We start from the raw sequence: 15153 nt of genomic DNA, 5'->3' as shown, positions 1-15153 counted from the left end.
GCGCCCTTGAGGGGCGGCGGACGGCGTGCGGGGTCAGCCCGCCGCCAGCTCCAGTTCCAGGAGCCATTCCACGATCTCGGTGTGGTGGCGGGCCTGCCGGGGCGAGTCTCCCCACGCGTACAGCCCGTGCCCGGCCACGACCACGGCCGGCATCCGCGGGTCGCGGGCGGCCTCCAGGCGGTCGCCCAGTTCGCGCATGTCCTGGCTGTTGGCGATCACGGGCAGGGTGACCTCCTCGCCCTCGGCGGGATGGCCGAGGCCCTTGAGCATCTCCAGGTCCTTCAGGACGATGCCTCCCGGCTGCCTGCGCCCCATGAGTACGGAGGCGACCGTGTGCACGTGGACCACAGCGTTCGCACCCGTCAGCAGGGCCACGCGAGCGTGCAGCTCCGCCTCGGCGGACGGCCTGCCCCCGCTCACCGCCGCTCCCCGTTCGTCGACCACCACCACGTCCGCGGCGTCGAGTTCGCCCTTGTCGTGGCCGCTCGCCGTGACCGCCAGCCGGAACGGCTCGCGGGACAGGAGTGCCGAAAGGTTGCCGGAGGTACCGCGCATCCAGCCGAAGGAGGCGAAGCGGGCCGCTTCCGCCGCCAGTACCGCCCCCGCCTGTTCCAGCCCGGTCACCGTCGTCACGCTCGCGCTCACGCTCCGCTCCCCACTCCACTGATGTCCTCGAAGGTCCCGGCCTCCGGATGGTCCTGCACGCCCTGCTCGTAGTACGGCTCCCCCGGCCGCCGCACGCCCACCGCCCGCCATCCCGCCGCCCGCGCGGCGTCCAGTTCGCCCGCCCGGTCGGAGAGGAACAGCAGCCGGTCCGGGGAGATCCCGGTGTCCGCGGCGATCGTGCGGAAGGACCCGGGCTCCTGCTTGGGGCCCGCGTTCTCCGTGTCGTACCAGCCGCTGACGAGCGCGCTCAGGTCTCCCTCCGCGCTGTGCCCGAACCAGGCCCGCTGGGCGGCGACCGATCCGGACGAGTACACGTACAGGGCCGCGCCCGCCGCGTGCCAGCGCCGCAGTGCGGGCACCACGTCGGCGTAGAAGTGCGCGACGAGCTCCCCGCGCGCGAACCCCTCGGCCCACAGCACGCCCTGAAGGGTCTTCAGCAGCGTCGCCTTGCGGTCCTCGTCCAGCCAGGCGTTCAGCACCCGCACGATCCGCGCCGGGTCCGCGTCCGGCTCGCCCAGCTCCGCCCGCACCTGGTCGAGCGCGCGGGCCACCTCCGGTTCCCCGGACCGCTCGGCGATCAGGGCGGCGAACCGCTCGCGGGCGTAGGGGTAGAGCACGTCGACGACGAAGCCGGTGGAGCTCGTCGTCCCCTCTATGTCCAGGACGACGGCGTCCACGGCACGGCTCACGCCGCGTCCTGCGCCGTGATCGTGTCGAAGTCGGGGAAGCGCTGCGCGATCCCGCTGCCGGTGAAGGATCCGATCCAGCCGTCCTCCTCGTGGAAGAAGCGGATCGCGGTGAAGGCCGGCCGGGTGCCCATGTCGAACCAGTGCGTGGTCCCCTTCGGCACACCCAGGAGGTCCCCCCGCTCGCACAGCACCGCGTGGACCTCACCCGCCACGTGCAGGTAGAAGATGCCGGAGCCCGCGACGAAGAAGCGCACCTCGTCGTCGTCATCGTGCGTGTGCTCCTGGAGGAACTTCTCCCGCGCGGCCTTCGCCTTCCCGGCGAAGCCGGGGTCGTCGTCGGGGTGCAGGGCGACCACGTCGACGGTGGCGAAGCCCTCCTCCTCGGTCAGCCGGTCGATCTCGGCACGGTAGGCCGCGAAGACGGCCTCGCTGCCGGCGTCCGCCGCGAGGTCGTCGCGTACCGGCCACTGTTCGTAGCGGATGCCGATCGGCGCCAGTGCGGCGGCGATCTCGGCGGGATCGGCGGTACGGCGTACGACGGTCTCGGGGCCGGTCTCCGGCCAGGTCGTCAGCAGCGTCACGGAATGCTCCAGGGTGGAAGGGGCGGGGTGACGGGGGTGCGGGCCCCTGGCCCCGGGCCGATTCTCGCTCCTGGTTGTTGCCACAACATGGCGGCTGCATGGCAGGTCCGACGGGCGTGGAGGGCGGCCGGCGGGCCCGGTGGCCGTACGGGGGACACCGGGGCGCCCCGTACGGGGAACACGGGGCCCGCCGACACCGTTGCACCGAGCGAGGGGCCGAGGCCGTATCGACGGACGGCACGCTCAAGCAACGACGTACTCATGCAGGAGGACTGCTTTTCATGACCGACCGGCCCTTGACGCTCATGGCAGTACACGCGCACCCCGACGACGAGGCCACCAGCACCGGAGGGGTCCTCGCGATGTATGCGGCGGAAGGCATCCGCACGGTGCTGGTGACGTGTACCGACGGCCGCTGCGGTGACGGACCGGGGGGTACGAAGCCGGGTGCTCCCGGGCACGATCCGGCGGCCGTCGCCTCTATGCGGCGCAAGGAGCTCGAGGAGAGCCGTCACGTGCTGAAGATCAGCGATCTGGAGACGCTCGACTACGCCGACTCCGGGATGATGGGCTGGCCGAGCAACGAGGCCCCCGGAGCCTTCTGGCAGACCCCGGTCGAGGAGGGCGCGGCCCGGCTCGCGGAGCTCATGCGGCACTACCGGCCCGACGTGGTCGTGACCTACGACGAGAACGGCTTCTACGGCCACCCCGACCACATCCAGGCCCACCGCATCACGATGGCGGCACTGGAGCTGACCGAGCTGACGCCGAAGGTGTACTGGACGACGATGCCCCGCTCCGCGATGCAGCGCTTCGGGGAGATCATGCGCGAGTTCGGCGAGGACATGCCGGAGCCGGATCCCGCCGAGACCGCCGCGCTGGCCGAGATCGGCCTCCCGGACGAGGAGATCACCACCTGGGTGGACGCCACCCCGTTCAGCGGCCAGAAGTTCGATTCACTGGCCGCTCACGCCAGCCAGGGCGAGAGCATCTTCTTCCTCAAGATGGGCAAGGAGAGGTTCGGCGAGCTGATGGGCGTGGAGACCTTCGTCCGCGTCAAGGACACCACCGGCGCGCCCGTACCCGAGACCGACCTCTTCGCCGGCCTGCGCTGACCGGCCCCGCCCACCCCACGGCGGCGCGACATCCGGTAGTCCCGGCGCAAGACGGGGCGCCGGGCCCTGCCGGGCACCGGAAGGGCTTCGCCCGCCCGTCCCGGGGGTAAAGGACGCGGACACCGGCGCGACGGGGGCCACGGCGCGGAGGACGGGGGGGACACGGGTGCGGGAACGGACGGCAGTGCGGGAACAGACAGGAGTGCGGGAACAGACAGGGGCGCGGGCGTCCACGGGACCGCAGGGCGCGGGATGACGGCTCCGGGCCCGGGCGGCCCGGGCCCGTCCGGGGGCGTGGTGACCCGGGTACGCACGGCTCTGGCCGGGCTCGGGGGCGTACTGGGGATCCTAATCGGAATCTACGCCGACGAGGCCCGTACCGCGCTCGCCTGGGCGGGGGCGCACGCCGTCGCGCCGGCCGGTGTCGCGCTCCTCGCCGCGGGCGCCGGCTTCGGCCTCGGGTGGTGGAGCGGCGGCGGGGCGGGTGCGCGCGGCCGGGACGCGGGGCCGGTGGTGGCCGAGGGCTCCTTCGAGATCAGCGCCGACGACTTCGAGGTGGACCTGCCCGCGGACCACATGGTCTTCGGCCGCCGACTGCGCTACCTGGAGCGGGCCACGGCCTCGCGCGACCTGGTGGTCCTGTTGCACGGTCTGGGCACGGACGCCTCGGAGTTCCGCCCGTACATGGCCTCGGCCCGGCCGCACACCGTCGCGTTGACGGCGTTCGGCCACCATCCTGAGGAGGCGCGGGACGCGCGCTACCGGCCGATCGGCCTGGCCACGCACACCGAGTTGATCGCGGGCGCCATCAGGGCGCTCGCCCGGCGCCACCCGGACAAGCGGCTCGTGCTCGTGGGGTTCTCGTACGGGGCCGACACGGTGCTGCGCCTGGCCGAGCAGTGGGCGGAGCATCCGGAGCAGCGGCCCTCGCTCGCGGGGGTGCTGCTGCTGGATCCGAACATGAACCGGTCCACCCTCCCCGTCACCAGGTCCCTGGCCGGGCTGGACCTGGCCGATCCGGCGGCCGCGTTGCGCGGGATCGTGGCGGGGACCCGGGACCTGGACGGCCTCGCGAACGTCTGCGACTACCTGCACCGGATCGCCGCGAAGGACCTGGCGCAGGTGTGCCGGTACGCCGCCGAGGTGTGGGAGGACGCGGAGGAAGTGGGCTGCTACGAGCGGTTCGTGCGCCGGTGCGAGCGGCTGCGGTCGGTGTGCGCGGGTCCGGTGCGGATCCACTTCTCCACGCGCTTCGAGACGCACTTCAACGATCTGGTCGCGGATGCGCGGCGGCGCGGCGTGCGGGGGGTGTTCGACCTGCGGCGGACCGATCACTTCGCGCTGTGCGCGGAGCCGGCGCTGCGCCCCCAGGTGGAGGCCCTGGTGACGGGGTCACCAGCCCCCGCTCCCGAGGTGTGAGCGGGGGGACGAACGTAGCCGACGGGCAGTGTGCGGCCGTGCTCGTCAGGCGTCGGCGAAGAGGGGGTCGTACGGCGTGCCCGCGCGACGGCCGGCCATGAAGGAGAGGAAATCGCCGACGAAGGCGCTCTTGCCGTACGCGCCGTCGGCGGTGGTGAGGTCGCGGTGGAAGGCGGTGCGGAAGAGGGTCCGGTACTCCTCGGCGTCGATGCTCCCGTTGCCGTCCTTGTCGGTGGCGTCGAAGAGGACCTCGGCAACGCGGATGAGCGCGGGTCCCGCGAGGGAGGGGACGGCGGTGGCGTACTCCTCGGCGCTGACGCGGCCGTCGCCGTCCGTGTCGAGGGCTGCCTGGAGTTCGCGCCACCAGGCGGCGAAGGCATCGTAGAGCCGGGTCTCCTCGGGTTCGTCCAGGTCGAGGCGGGTGGAGAGCTCGCGTGCCATGGCGGCGAGGTCGGGCCAGTCGAGGTGGCCGTCGCCCGTCTGGTCCAGTACCCGGCGGAAGAACTCCTCCGCCGGGCGTCGGTTCTCCTGCGTTCCCCTCGGCGGTGCCGGTGCGGAGTCGGCCTCGCCGCCGAGCGGTGTGAGGAGGCGCAGCAGGGCCGATGCCCGCTTCATCCGGGCGCGCAGGGCGGCTACGGTGCGGGCGCGGGGATCATCGCTGTCGGGGGAGAGCGAGAGGGCTTCGATGATGCTCTCGGCGTTGATCCAGCCCGCGGGCAGGAACCGGGTGAGCCCGGCCGCGAGGTAGGCGCCCTGCATGAGGGTCGCGGCGCCCGGCATCTCGGGCAGGCCGGCCCGGCGGCGGTAGGCCTCGGGGAGCGAGGCGACGGTGATCGCGCCCAGGAGCGGACCGACCACGGCGCGGCCGGCCGCCCACAGCGTCGGCGCGCCGTCGAGCAGCGCGGGAGCGGGAAGGTGGTCGAAGAGCCGGTAGAGGATGATGCGGGCCGCCTCGGTGTTCTCCAGCTCGTTCTCGACGACCCGGTCGAAGTACCGCCAGAAGTCGTTGAGGTCCTCGGGGAGTTCCGCGGCGTCACCGTCGAGCGCGGCGAGGTACGCACGGAACTCGGCGTACATCTGCTCCATCGTGTCCCGCTCGAGCGGCTGGCCGCTCAGCCGGCACATGGTGACGGCGCTCTCGAAGAGGGTGGCGACCACCCAGGCCCGGGTGGCGCGGTCCATCGCGTCGTAGGCACGGCCACGGGCGTCGGATCCGCTCATGCGGGAGTGCAGCCGGTTGAGCCGGGCGGCCTCCCGCTCGCGTTCCGCCGGGTCGGCGCCGAACATGCGCCGCATGCTGAGGAAGGTGTTGCGCAGTCGGCGCCAGGGATGGGTGACGAAGGTGGAGTTGTCGGCGAGGGCGGCACCGACCTGCGGGTGCGCGGCTTCCAGGACGGTGGCGCGGATGATGGCCAAGGCCCAGCGCGGATCGTCGAAGAAGGTGCTGAAATGCGCGTCCGGCCCGAACAGCGTTGCGTTGTCGGCCGTTCCCGTGGTCTCGGTGGTCATGACGGGTCTCCGTTCGTCCGGGCGGGCACGCCGCCGAAGCGGCGGTCGCGGTGCCGGTAGGTGTGCAGACAGGCCAGGAAGTCGGGGGCCCGGAAGTCCGGCCACAGCACCTCGGGGAAGACCCACTCGGCGTAGGCCACCTGCCAGAGCATGAAGTTGGAGATGCGCTGCTCGCCGGAGGTACGGACGACCAGATCCACATCGGGGGTGTCGGGGAAGGGCAGGTGGTCGGCGAAGAGCCGCTCGGTCACCTCGTCGGCGGGCGTCCCGCTGAGGATCAGCGACCTGGCTGCCTCGACGATGTCCCGGCGCCCCCCGTGGTCGAAGGCGACGGTCAGGGTCATGCCCCGGTTCTCGGCGGTCAGGACCGCCACGTCCTCGAAGTCCTGGGCCAGTGCACGGGGGATCCTCGGGTCACTGACCCCGAGGAATCGGCAGCGGATACCGCGCGCGAGCAACAGCGGCGCGTGCTTGCGCACGACCCGCCGGACCAGACCCATCAGGAACTCGACCTCGGTTCCGGGGCGGTTCCAGTTCTCGGTGGAGAACGCGTACAGGCTGAGCCACTCCACCCCGGCGGCCCGGGCCGTCTCGATGACGTCGATGACCGCGGCCTCCGCCGCCCGGTGGCCCGCCGTACGGGGAAGCGAACGCCGTTGCGCCCAGCGCCCGTTGCCGTCCATCACACAGGCCACGTGCCGCGGCCCGGCACGCAACGCCCGTTCCTCCTGACGGTGTTCACCGGCTCCACTGCCGGGCAGTGGCCCGTCCGGCGGATCCTCCGTCACCGATCGGGCGCGCGGGACTCCGCGGTCCGCCACGCCCGGCCCCGCCCCGTCCGGAGCGGCACAACCAGCCGTACCAAGATCTTCCACGCCCACCCCGCCCAGCCCGAGCCCGAGCCCCTCCAGCTCTTTGCCTTTCCGGAGTCTGACAGCGCGAAGGGGACATGATCGACCGAACGAGTCGCCGTCACCTTTGATGCGTACGTTCGATTCCCGTAGGCCGGCGAGGGGGCAGGGGAAGGGAGAACCAGACGGCTTTTCCCTCGGCCGTGGGCAGGGTGCCCCAGGCCTCGGCCAGGGAGTCGACCAGGAGCAGTCCCCGTCCGGACTCGGCGTCGTGCGAGGCGAACCGTGCCTGCGGGAGCACGGGGCTTCCGTCGCACACTTCGACGCTGAGTTCGCGCCCCGCCTCGCGGACCCGCAGCCTGACCGGGCCGCAGCTGTGGTTCACCGCGTTGGAGAGGAGTTCCGACGCGAGCAGGCACGCGGTCTCGCACAGCTGGTCGTCGCCCCTCCCCCACAGGCCGAGGGTGGAACGCAGGAAACGGCGGCCCTCGCCGACGCTGCTGGGCTGGGCGGGCAGCACCACGCTCTGCGAGGTCACGGGTGAATCGGGGATGTGAACGAGGAGCAAGGTGACGTCGTCCGCGTAGTCATCGGCGTCGGCGTCGGGAAGCATCTCGCCGAGGAGGCAGTCGGCCGTCACTTCCAGACCGTCGACCGTGGCCCAGGTCTTGGCCAGTGCCAAGGAAAGGCGGTCGACCTGCTCCTCGATGTCACTGCCCGGGGTTTCGACCAGTCCGTCGGTGTAGAGGGCGAGGACCGAGCCGGGTTCCACGGTGTGGCGGCTCTCGTGGTGGGGTACCTCGCCGACGCCGAGCGGCACGCTGACGTCGACGGCGAGACGACTCACCTGGCCGTCGGGGGCGGCGAGGAGCAAGGGGAGGTGCCCCGCCGAGCAGACCGTCAGTTCTGCCGCGTCCGCGTCGACGACCAGGTAGCAGCAGGTGACGAACTGATCGGGGAGTTCGCTGACCACGGCGTCGAGGGCGCGCATCAACTGCCAAGGCGGCATGCCGGTCTTGGCCAGCGCGTGCGAGGCCGAGCGGAGCTGGCCCATGACGGCCGCGGCCTCCAGCCCGCGGCCCATGACGTCGCCGATCATGACGCCGACCCGGCCACCGCCCAGGGGGATCAGGTCGAACCAGTCGCCGCCCACGCCCGCGCCTTGGCGAGCCGGAAAGTACCGGCTCGCCGTCGGCATCCCCGGGACCGCCGCCGGTGATCCCATGAGGCTGCGCTGCAAGGTGAGGGCGACGTGGCGCTGCTGTTCGTAGAGTTCGGCGAGCTTGTCCTCGGCGGCCTTGCGGTCGCTCACGTCGCGGATGGCCGCCGACACGAGCGTTCCGTCGGAGGTCTCCAGGGGGCTCAGGCTGATCTCGACGGGGAACTCGCGCCCGTCCCGGCACAGGCCGTGCAGTTCCAGCCCGGCACCCATGGGCCGGACCTGGCGGTCGACGAAGTAGCCCTGCCGGAAGTGGGAGTGGTGACCGCGGAACCTCTCCGGGACGAGGATTTCCACGGGCCGGCCCAGGAGATCCGCCCGGGTGTGGCCGAAGAGTGCTTCCGTCTGGGCATTGACGAGCTGGATCGTGCCGCGGTCGTCCACGATGACCATCGCGTCGGGGGCGGCTTCCAGGAGTGCCCGGAACAGCTCCTCGGCCGCCTTGCGCTCGCTCACATCGCGTACGGCGGCGGAGATGAGCAGGCCGTCGGCGGTCTGCAAGGGACTCAGGCTGATCTCGACGGGAAACTCGCGCCCGTCCCGGCGCAGCCCGTACAGCTCCAGGCCGGCCCCCATGGGCCGGACCTGACGGCTGGCCGCGTACCCGCGCCGGTGTCGCGGGTGGAGCCCCCGGAACCGCTCGGGTACCAGGACGTCGATGGGCCGGCCGAGCAACTCCTTCCTGGGGTAACCGAACAGCGCCTCCGTCTGGGCGTTCACCAGCCGGATCACACCCGCGTCGTCCACGATCACCATCGCGTCCGGTGCCGCTTCCAGCAGGGCTCGGAAGGGTTCCTCGGTCGTTGTCGTCATGTCGCGCCTCGCACTCGCCGGACACCACCGAAGCCGACATCCGATCACGCCCCCGCACATCACCACGTCTCTTGACTGGAACATGTGCGCAAATGACCGAGTGCGACCAGGGCCGGGAGCCGGCATGTGTCGCGGGCGGCACCTACCCCCGGTATGCCTCCAGCAGCCGCAGCCACACCTCGCTGATCGTCGGGAACGCCGGGACCGCGTGCCACAGACGGTCGACGGGCACCTCGCCCGCGACCGCGATGGTCGCCGCGTGCAGGAGCTCGGCCGCGCCCGGTCCGACGAAGGTGGCGCCGAGCAGGACCTCGCGGTCCAGGTCCACCACCATGCGGGCCCGTCCCTTGTAGCCGTCGGCGTACAGGCCCGCTCCGGAGACCTTGCCGAGGTCGTGGTCCACGGCCCGGACCCGGTGGCCGGCGCGCTCCGCCTCCGCGAGGGTCAGGCCCACCGAGGCGGCCTCCGGGTCGGTGAAGACGGCTTGCGGCAGGGCCCGCGTATCGGCGGTCGCCGCGTGGGCGCCCCAGGGGCCGGTGTCGAGGGACGCGGTGCCCGCCGCCCGGGCGGCGATGACGGAGCCCGCGATCCGGGCCTGGTACTTGCCCTGGTGGGTGAGGAGCGCCCGGTGGTTGACGTCGCCGACCGCGTACAGCCAGTCGATGCCCGGCACCCGGCAGCTGTCGTCCACCGCGATCCACCCGCCCGGCGCGAGCCCGACGGTGTCCAGGCCGATGTCCTCGGTGCGCGGGGTGCGCCCCGTCGCCACGAGCAGCTCGTCGCCCTCCAGGGTCTCGCCGTCTTCGAGGACCACGCCGACGGGCCCGGTCGGGCCGTCCCGTTCGACGGACCGGACGGACACCCCGGTACGGACCACGGCGCCCGCCTCGCGCAGCGCATCGGCGACCAGTTCCCCGGCGAAGGGCTCCATGCGCGGCAGCAGCCCGGAGCCCCGTACGAGCAGGGTCACCCGGGAGCCGAGGGCCTGCCAGGCCGTGGCCATCTCCACGGCCACCACCGACCCGCCGACGATCAGCAGCCGGCCCGGCGCCGCCTGCGCCGAGGTGGCCTCGCGGCTGGTCCACGGCCGGGCCTCGGCCATGCCCGGCAGCTCCGGGATCACGGCCCGGGTGCCGGTCGCGACGACGACCGCGTGCCGGGCGGAGAGCACGTGGTGCTCGCCCTCCGGGCTGGTGACGGCGACCTTGCGGACCCCGTACAGCCGCCCGTGGCCCCGGTACACGTGGGCGCCGACCGACTCCAGCCAGTCGATCTGGCCGTCGTCCTTCCAGTTCCCCGTCCAGTAGTCCCGGTGCGCGAACACCGCTTCGGCGTCCAGCGGACCGGCCGCGGCCCCCGCGAGACCGGGCACCCGGCGCGCGTCGGCCCGGGCCAATGCCGGGCGCAGCAGGGCCTTGCTGGGGATGCAGGCCCAGTACGAGCACTCGCCGCCCACCAGCTCGCTCTCGACCAGCGCCGTGCTCAGTCCGGCGGCGCGGGTCCGGTCCACCACGTTTTCGCCGGCCGGTCCCCCACCGAGGACGATGACGTCGTACTCCACCGCTTCAGTCATGCGGTCCAGTCTCACCGCCCGGCGGGGGCCCGTCACGCAATCAGGCCTCCGGCGTGCCGGGCTCCTCCGCGGTGGCACCCGCGGCGCCACCCTGCTCGGCGGCGATCTTCGTGCGCACCTCTTCCATGTCGAGGGCCCGGGCCTGGGCGATGAGGTCCGTCAGTGCCGCCTCGGGCAGCGCTCCGGGCTGCGAGAAGATCGCGACCTGATCCCGGACGATCATGAGGGTCGGGATGGAGCTGATCTGGAAGGCGGCGGCCAGCTCCTGCTGCGCCTCGGTGTCGACCTTGGCGAAGACCAGGTCGGGGTTGGCCTCGGCGGCCTTCTCGTAGACCGGGGCGAACTGCAGGCAGGGACGGCACCAGCCCGCCCAGAAGTCGATCAGGACGAACGAGTTCTCGCTCACCGTCCGGTCGAAGTTCTCCTTGGTGAGTTCGACAGTAGCCACGGTTTTCCAGACCTCCAGAGTGCTGTGCTGCTTGTTTTCCCTGAACGAACGACCGGCTCGAAGCATTCCTGACCGCCCGGGATGCATGCAATGTGCATCTTGGGGCGCGCCGGGACGAGCTTCCCGAAGGGATCCCCCGGACCCGGAGGGAACCTCTAGACCCGGAGGGATCCCCCTACAGCCGAAGGGATCCGCTAGAACGGATGTCCGCCCGGGGTGGCGCGCAGCGTGGTCCAGCGAAGCTCGGTGAAGGCGTCGAGGTTCGCCTCGCCGCCGAAGCGGGCGCCGGTGCCGGACGCGCCGACGCCGCCGAAGGGGGCCACGGCCTCGTCGTTCACCGTCTGGTCGTTGACGTGCGCGATCCCGACCGGGATCCGCCCCGCCAGGTCCAGGCCTCGCGCCGCGTCGCCGGTCACGATCCCGAGGGAGAGCCCGTAGGGGCCGGCGGAGGCCAGCTCCACGGCCTCGTCCTCCGTCGCGAAGGACCGTACGGGCGCCACCGGTCCGAAGACCTCCTCCGCGTAGGCGGGGCTGTCGTCGCCGGCGCCCGCCAGCACCGTCGGACGGTAGAAGAGGTCCTGGTGGGCGCCGCCCGTGATGAGCTTGGCGCCCTGTGCGGTGCTGGCTTCCACCAGGCCGTGGACCCGGTCCAGCTGGGACCGGTCGATGAGCGGCCCCAGGTGCACCCGTTCGCGGTACGGGTCTCCGACCGCGAGCTCCTCCGCGCGCGCGGCGAGCCGCTCCACGTACTCGTCGTAGAGCGAGGCGTGCACGAGGTGCCGGCCGGCCGTCATGCAGATCTGCCCCTGGTGGAAGAAGGAGCCCCAGGAGGCCTGCGCGACGGCCGCCGCCACATCGGCGTCACGGAGCACGACCAGCGCCGAATTGCCCCCCAACTCCAGGTGCGCGCGCTTGAGGTGACGGCCCGCCAGCTCTCCCACGAGGCGGCCGCTCGCGGTGGACCCGGTGAACGAAATGACCCTGACCAGGGGATCGGCGACCAGCGCGGCGCCCGTCTGCGCACCGCCGGGCAGGACGTGCAGCAGTCCGCCCGGCAGGCCGGCCGCCGCGAAGACGGCGGAGAGTGCGAGCCCGCCGCTGACCGCGGTGCGGCGGTCCGGCTTGAGGAGCACCGCGTTGCCGAGGGCGAGCGCGGGCGCGACCGATCGGATCGAGAGGATCAGCGGCGCGTTGAAGGGCGCCACCACGCCCACCACGCCGACCGGTTCGCGGCGGGTGAAGGACAGTCGCGGCGCTTCGCTCGGCAGCACCTGCCCGGCCGGACGCGAGGCCAGGGCCGCGGCCTCGTAGCACTCCTGCGCGGCGACGTGCAGCTCGAAGTCGGCCTTGCCGGGGATGGATCCGGACTCCCGGACCAGCCAGTCCCGCAGCTCGTCGGCATGGGCGGTGAACAGGTCCCCGGCCCGGCGCAGCACGGCCGCCCGCTCCGGGTGGGTGGCGCGCGCCCAGGCACGCTGGGCCGCGTGGGCCCGTACGGCCACCTCCGCCACGTCGGCCGGGGCGGCCAGGTCGATGGTAGCGAGGGTCTGGCCGGTGGCGGGTTCGATGACCGGGGCGGTGCCTCCGGTGAGGGTGGGTCCGTCCTGCCAGAGCGTCGGATCGAGGAGCGGCATGGCGCGGGGCCTCCGGATGCGGGGAGCGTGGCGGGGGGGTGGCGGCAGGCGCCATCGTGCCACCCCCTCGCACTGGAGGCATCAATTCTCTTCGGTTACCGGGCAGTTGCCGACTGACTATGACCGGAAACGATCGACCGGCCGGAGTCGGGCTCAGCGCTCCAGAACGAGGGCGATCCCCTGTCCCACACCGATGCAGAGGGCCGCGATCCCGGTACCGGACCCGGCCGCCGCGAGCTGGTGCGCCACCGAACCGGCCAGCCGGGCGCCCGAGGCACCGAGCGGGTGCCCGATCGCGATGGCCCCGCCGCGCGGGTTGACCACGGCGGGATCCAGCTCGGGCCAGGCGGCCAGGCAGCCCAACGCCTGTGCCGCGAAGGCCTCGTTGAGTTCGAAGGCGGCGAGATCGGCGAAACCGCGGCCCGCCTTGGCGAGCGCCCGCTCGACGGCGTTCACCGGCCCCAGACCGAAGAGCTGGGGCTCGATCCCGGTGACGGCCGACGCGCTGATCCGGGCCAGCGGCTCCCGCCCGGTGGCGGCGAGGCCCTCCTCGTCCGTCAACAGCAGTGCGGCGGCACCGTCGTTGAGCGGAGAGGCGTTACCCGCCGTGACCGTGCCGGTGCCGTCGCCGCGGAAGGCGGGCTTGAGACGGGCGAGCGCCTCCGGAGAGGAACCCTCGCGGATGCATTCGTCGCGCAGCAGGTCCACACCCACGTACGGGACCACCTCGGCGTCGTACTGTCCTGCCGCCCAGGCCGCGGCCGCCTTGCGGTGGCTCTCCAGCGCGAAGGCGTCCTGCGCCTCGCGGGTGATGCCGTGCTTGTCCGCGACCAGTTCGGCGCCCTCGCCGAGGGAACCGGTCCACTCCGCGGGCATCCGGGGGTTGGTCATCCGCCAGCCGAGCGTGGTGGACCACATCTGCTGGTGCCCGGCCGGGAAGGCGCGCTCCGGCTTCTGCACCACCCAGGGGGCCCTGCTCATGGACTCCACGCCCCCGGCGATGGTGACGGAGGCGTCGCCGAGCGCGATGGCGCGGGCCGCCTGGACGACGGCTTCGAGCCCCGAGCCGCAGAGCCGGTTCACGGTGACCCCGGGCACGGTCACGGGGAGGCCGGCGAGCAGCACCGCCATGCGGGCCACGTCCCGGTTGTCCTCGCCCGCGCCGTTGGCGTCCCCGAAGACGACGTCGTCGATGCGGGCCGGATCCAGTGCGGGCGTACGGTCCACGAGCGCGCGCACCACGTGGGCGGCCAGGTCGTCGGGGCGGACCCCGGCGAGGGCGCCGCCGAACTTCCCGATCGGGGTGCGGACGGCGTCGACGACATAGACGTCGCGGACGGTACGGATGCTCATGGAGTCCCTCCGGAGCGAACGGGAGGCGGCGCGGCACACCGACACCACTGTCCGGCCCGGCGCACGCTCCGCCCGCGCCCGGGTGGGGCGCGCCCGAAGTCTCCGTCGCCCCGACCCCGCTGTCAACGGGCCGCCGAGCGGAGCAACAGGCTCAGGTCGAGTCCCGCGGCACCGCCACCGCCACCATCAGGTCGTGCCGCAGCACCGCCGCCGCGGGCTCCCGTACCGCCTGGTCCACCAGGGCCGCCAGCCGTTCCCCGGTCGGCATCTCGATCTGCACCGTACTGAGCCGGGGCCGCAGCAGGCGGCCGATCAGCAGGTCGTCCGCGCCCATGACGGCCACGTCCTGCGGCACGCGCAGGCCCACGTCCTGGAAGGCCCTCATCAGCAGCATCGCGTACTCGTCGTTGTACGCGAACGCCGCGTCCAGCCCGAGCGACCCCCACCGCTCGGCCAGCTCCGCCGCCGACTCCTCCGAGTAGGCCATCCGCAGGGCCACGACCTCGGCCCCCGGCACGGACCGCGCACCTTCGAGCCGGGGGGTGGAGAAGAGGCCCAGCCCCTCCTCCTCGGGAACGACCACGCCGATCCGCCGCCGGCCCCGCTCCACGAGGTGCTCGGCCGCCCGCGCGCCGACTTCCGCCTGGTCCATGACCAGCGCGTGCGCCCCGGGCACGGCTTCCGGCCCCATCGTCAGCACCGCGCGCGCCCCGGCCCGCTTGAGCGTGGCCACGTTGTGCGGGGACAGGCTGATCTCCCCTAGGGAGAGCACCGCGACCGGGCGCAGTTCGGCCCAGGCCCGGGCGGCCTCGTCACCGGTGAGGCCGAGGCTGCCGTACTGGACCACCGTGTAGTCCAGGCCGCGCAGCGCCCACTGCAGCTCGTTGAGGAAGGTGCTGTAGAGCGGGCCGATCGGCACGTGCGACGTGGGGAGCAGCACGATGCGGGTGTGCCCGGCGCGCAGGCTGCGGGCGGCGGCGTGGGGGACGTAGCCGAGCTCCTCGGCGGCCTCGCGGACCTTGCGGCGGGTCGGCTCGCTGATGCGTACGGCCTCGGCGTTGTTCAGGACGTACGAGACGGTCGCGCGCGACACTCCGGCGAGACGGGCGACGTCCGCGCTGGTCGGCACGAGCGGCTGGGACCGCGGCGTGGGGGGCTTCGATGACTGAGACATTGCCGTGGCATCTTTCCAGACCGTTTGTGCCCAGGGGCTAGCGGATGGCCGGAAACCAATGCTACACAGTGGTTACACGATTCACTGACACGTGTAACCCAGACGTCAT

The 15153-nt window shown here is 72.7% G+C and carries 13 protein-coding genes; 2 read left to right on the top strand and 11 right to left on the bottom strand.

Going from position 1 to position 15153, the window contains the following annotated elements; translation table 11 throughout:
• Window positions 1–33: 33 nt before the first annotated feature.
• From mtnB to ACIA8F_RS08885, 3 genes are read right to left on the bottom strand one after another with little or no spacing between them, the layout of a single operon-like run.
• The gene (gene mtnB, locus ACIA8F_RS08895; protein ID WP_399377566.1) at window positions 34–645 is read right to left on the bottom strand and encodes a methylthioribulose 1-phosphate dehydratase; all 612 of its coding nucleotides are present in this window, start codon (window positions 643–645) and stop codon (window positions 34–36) included.
• Complete coding sequence (gene mtnC / locus ACIA8F_RS08890; RefSeq protein WP_399377565.1) at window positions 642–1355, bottom strand: acireductone synthase; 714 nt, start codon at window positions 1353–1355, stop codon at window positions 642–644. Before mtnC ends, mtnB begins: the two co-directional genes overlap by 4 nt.
• Window positions 1352–1936, bottom strand: coding sequence for a 1,2-dihydroxy-3-keto-5-methylthiopentene dioxygenase (locus tag ACIA8F_RS08885; RefSeq protein WP_399377564.1), 585 nt, complete (start codon window positions 1934–1936; stop codon window positions 1352–1354). Before ACIA8F_RS08885 ends, mtnC begins: the two co-directional genes overlap by 4 nt.
• A 281-nt stretch (window positions 1937–2217) precedes the next feature.
• Here ACIA8F_RS08885 and ACIA8F_RS08880 point away from each other — a divergent pair, with 281 nt between their 5' ends.
• Window positions 2218–3051, top strand: coding sequence for a PIG-L family deacetylase (locus ACIA8F_RS08880; RefSeq protein WP_399377563.1), 834 nt, complete (start codon window positions 2218–2220; stop codon window positions 3049–3051).
• Window positions 3052–3348: 297 nt separating this feature from the next.
• Window positions 3349–4470: a hypothetical protein gene (locus ACIA8F_RS08875; protein WP_399377562.1), complete on the top strand. Its 1122-nt coding sequence runs from the start codon at window positions 3349–3351 to the stop codon at window positions 4468–4470.
• A 45-nt stretch (window positions 4471–4515) separates the two neighbouring features.
• Here ACIA8F_RS08875 and ACIA8F_RS08870 read toward each other — a convergent pair whose 3' ends face one another.
• The 8 genes from ACIA8F_RS08870 to ACIA8F_RS08835 form a co-directional block, all read right to left on the bottom strand.
• A complete protein-coding gene (locus ACIA8F_RS08870) occupies window positions 4516–5979 on the bottom strand; it encodes an oxygenase MpaB family protein (RefSeq protein ID WP_399377561.1) in 1464 nt (487 codons plus the stop codon).
• Window positions 5976–6695 carry a polyprenyl diphosphate synthase gene (gene uppS, locus ACIA8F_RS08865; protein ID WP_399377560.1) on the bottom strand — a complete coding sequence of 240 codons (720 nt, stop codon included), beginning with the start codon at window positions 6693–6695 and terminating at the stop codon, window positions 5976–5978. Before uppS ends, ACIA8F_RS08870 begins: the two co-directional genes overlap by 4 nt.
• 256 nt (window positions 6696–6951) lie before the next feature.
• A complete protein-coding gene (locus ACIA8F_RS08860) occupies window positions 6952–8862 on the bottom strand; it encodes a PAS domain S-box protein (protein ID WP_399377559.1) in 1911 nt (636 codons plus the stop codon).
• Window positions 8863–9004: 142 nt separating this feature from the next.
• The gene (locus tag ACIA8F_RS08855) at window positions 9005–10435 is read right to left on the bottom strand and encodes a dihydrolipoyl dehydrogenase family protein (RefSeq protein WP_399377558.1); all 1431 of its coding nucleotides are present in this window, start codon (window positions 10433–10435) and stop codon (window positions 9005–9007) included.
• Window positions 10436–10475: 40 nt separating this feature from the next.
• A complete protein-coding gene (locus ACIA8F_RS08850) occupies window positions 10476–10883 on the bottom strand; it encodes a thioredoxin family protein (protein WP_399377557.1) in 408 nt (135 codons plus the stop codon).
• A gap of 194 nt (window positions 10884–11077) precedes the next feature.
• A complete protein-coding gene (locus ACIA8F_RS08845; RefSeq protein ID WP_399377556.1) occupies window positions 11078–12517 on the bottom strand; it encodes an aldehyde dehydrogenase family protein in 1440 nt (479 codons plus the stop codon).
• 153 nt (window positions 12518–12670) lie between these two features.
• On the bottom strand, window positions 12671–13870 hold the full coding sequence (locus ACIA8F_RS08840; RefSeq protein ID WP_399377555.1) for a thiolase family protein: 1200 nt from the start codon (window positions 13868–13870) through the stop codon (window positions 12671–12673).
• Between the two features lie 151 nt (window positions 13871–14021).
• Window positions 14022–15044 carry a LacI family DNA-binding transcriptional regulator gene (locus ACIA8F_RS08835; protein ID WP_399377554.1) on the bottom strand — a complete coding sequence of 341 codons (1023 nt, stop codon included), beginning with the start codon at window positions 15042–15044 and terminating at the stop codon, window positions 14022–14024.
• Window positions 15045–15153: the final 109 nt, after the last annotated feature.

Source organism: Streptomyces sp. NPDC051563 (genome assembly GCF_044454225.1).
Lineage (GTDB): Bacteria > Actinomycetota > Actinomycetes > Streptomycetales > Streptomycetaceae > Streptomyces.
This window is presented reverse-complemented; position numbering and strand designations above follow the sequence as displayed.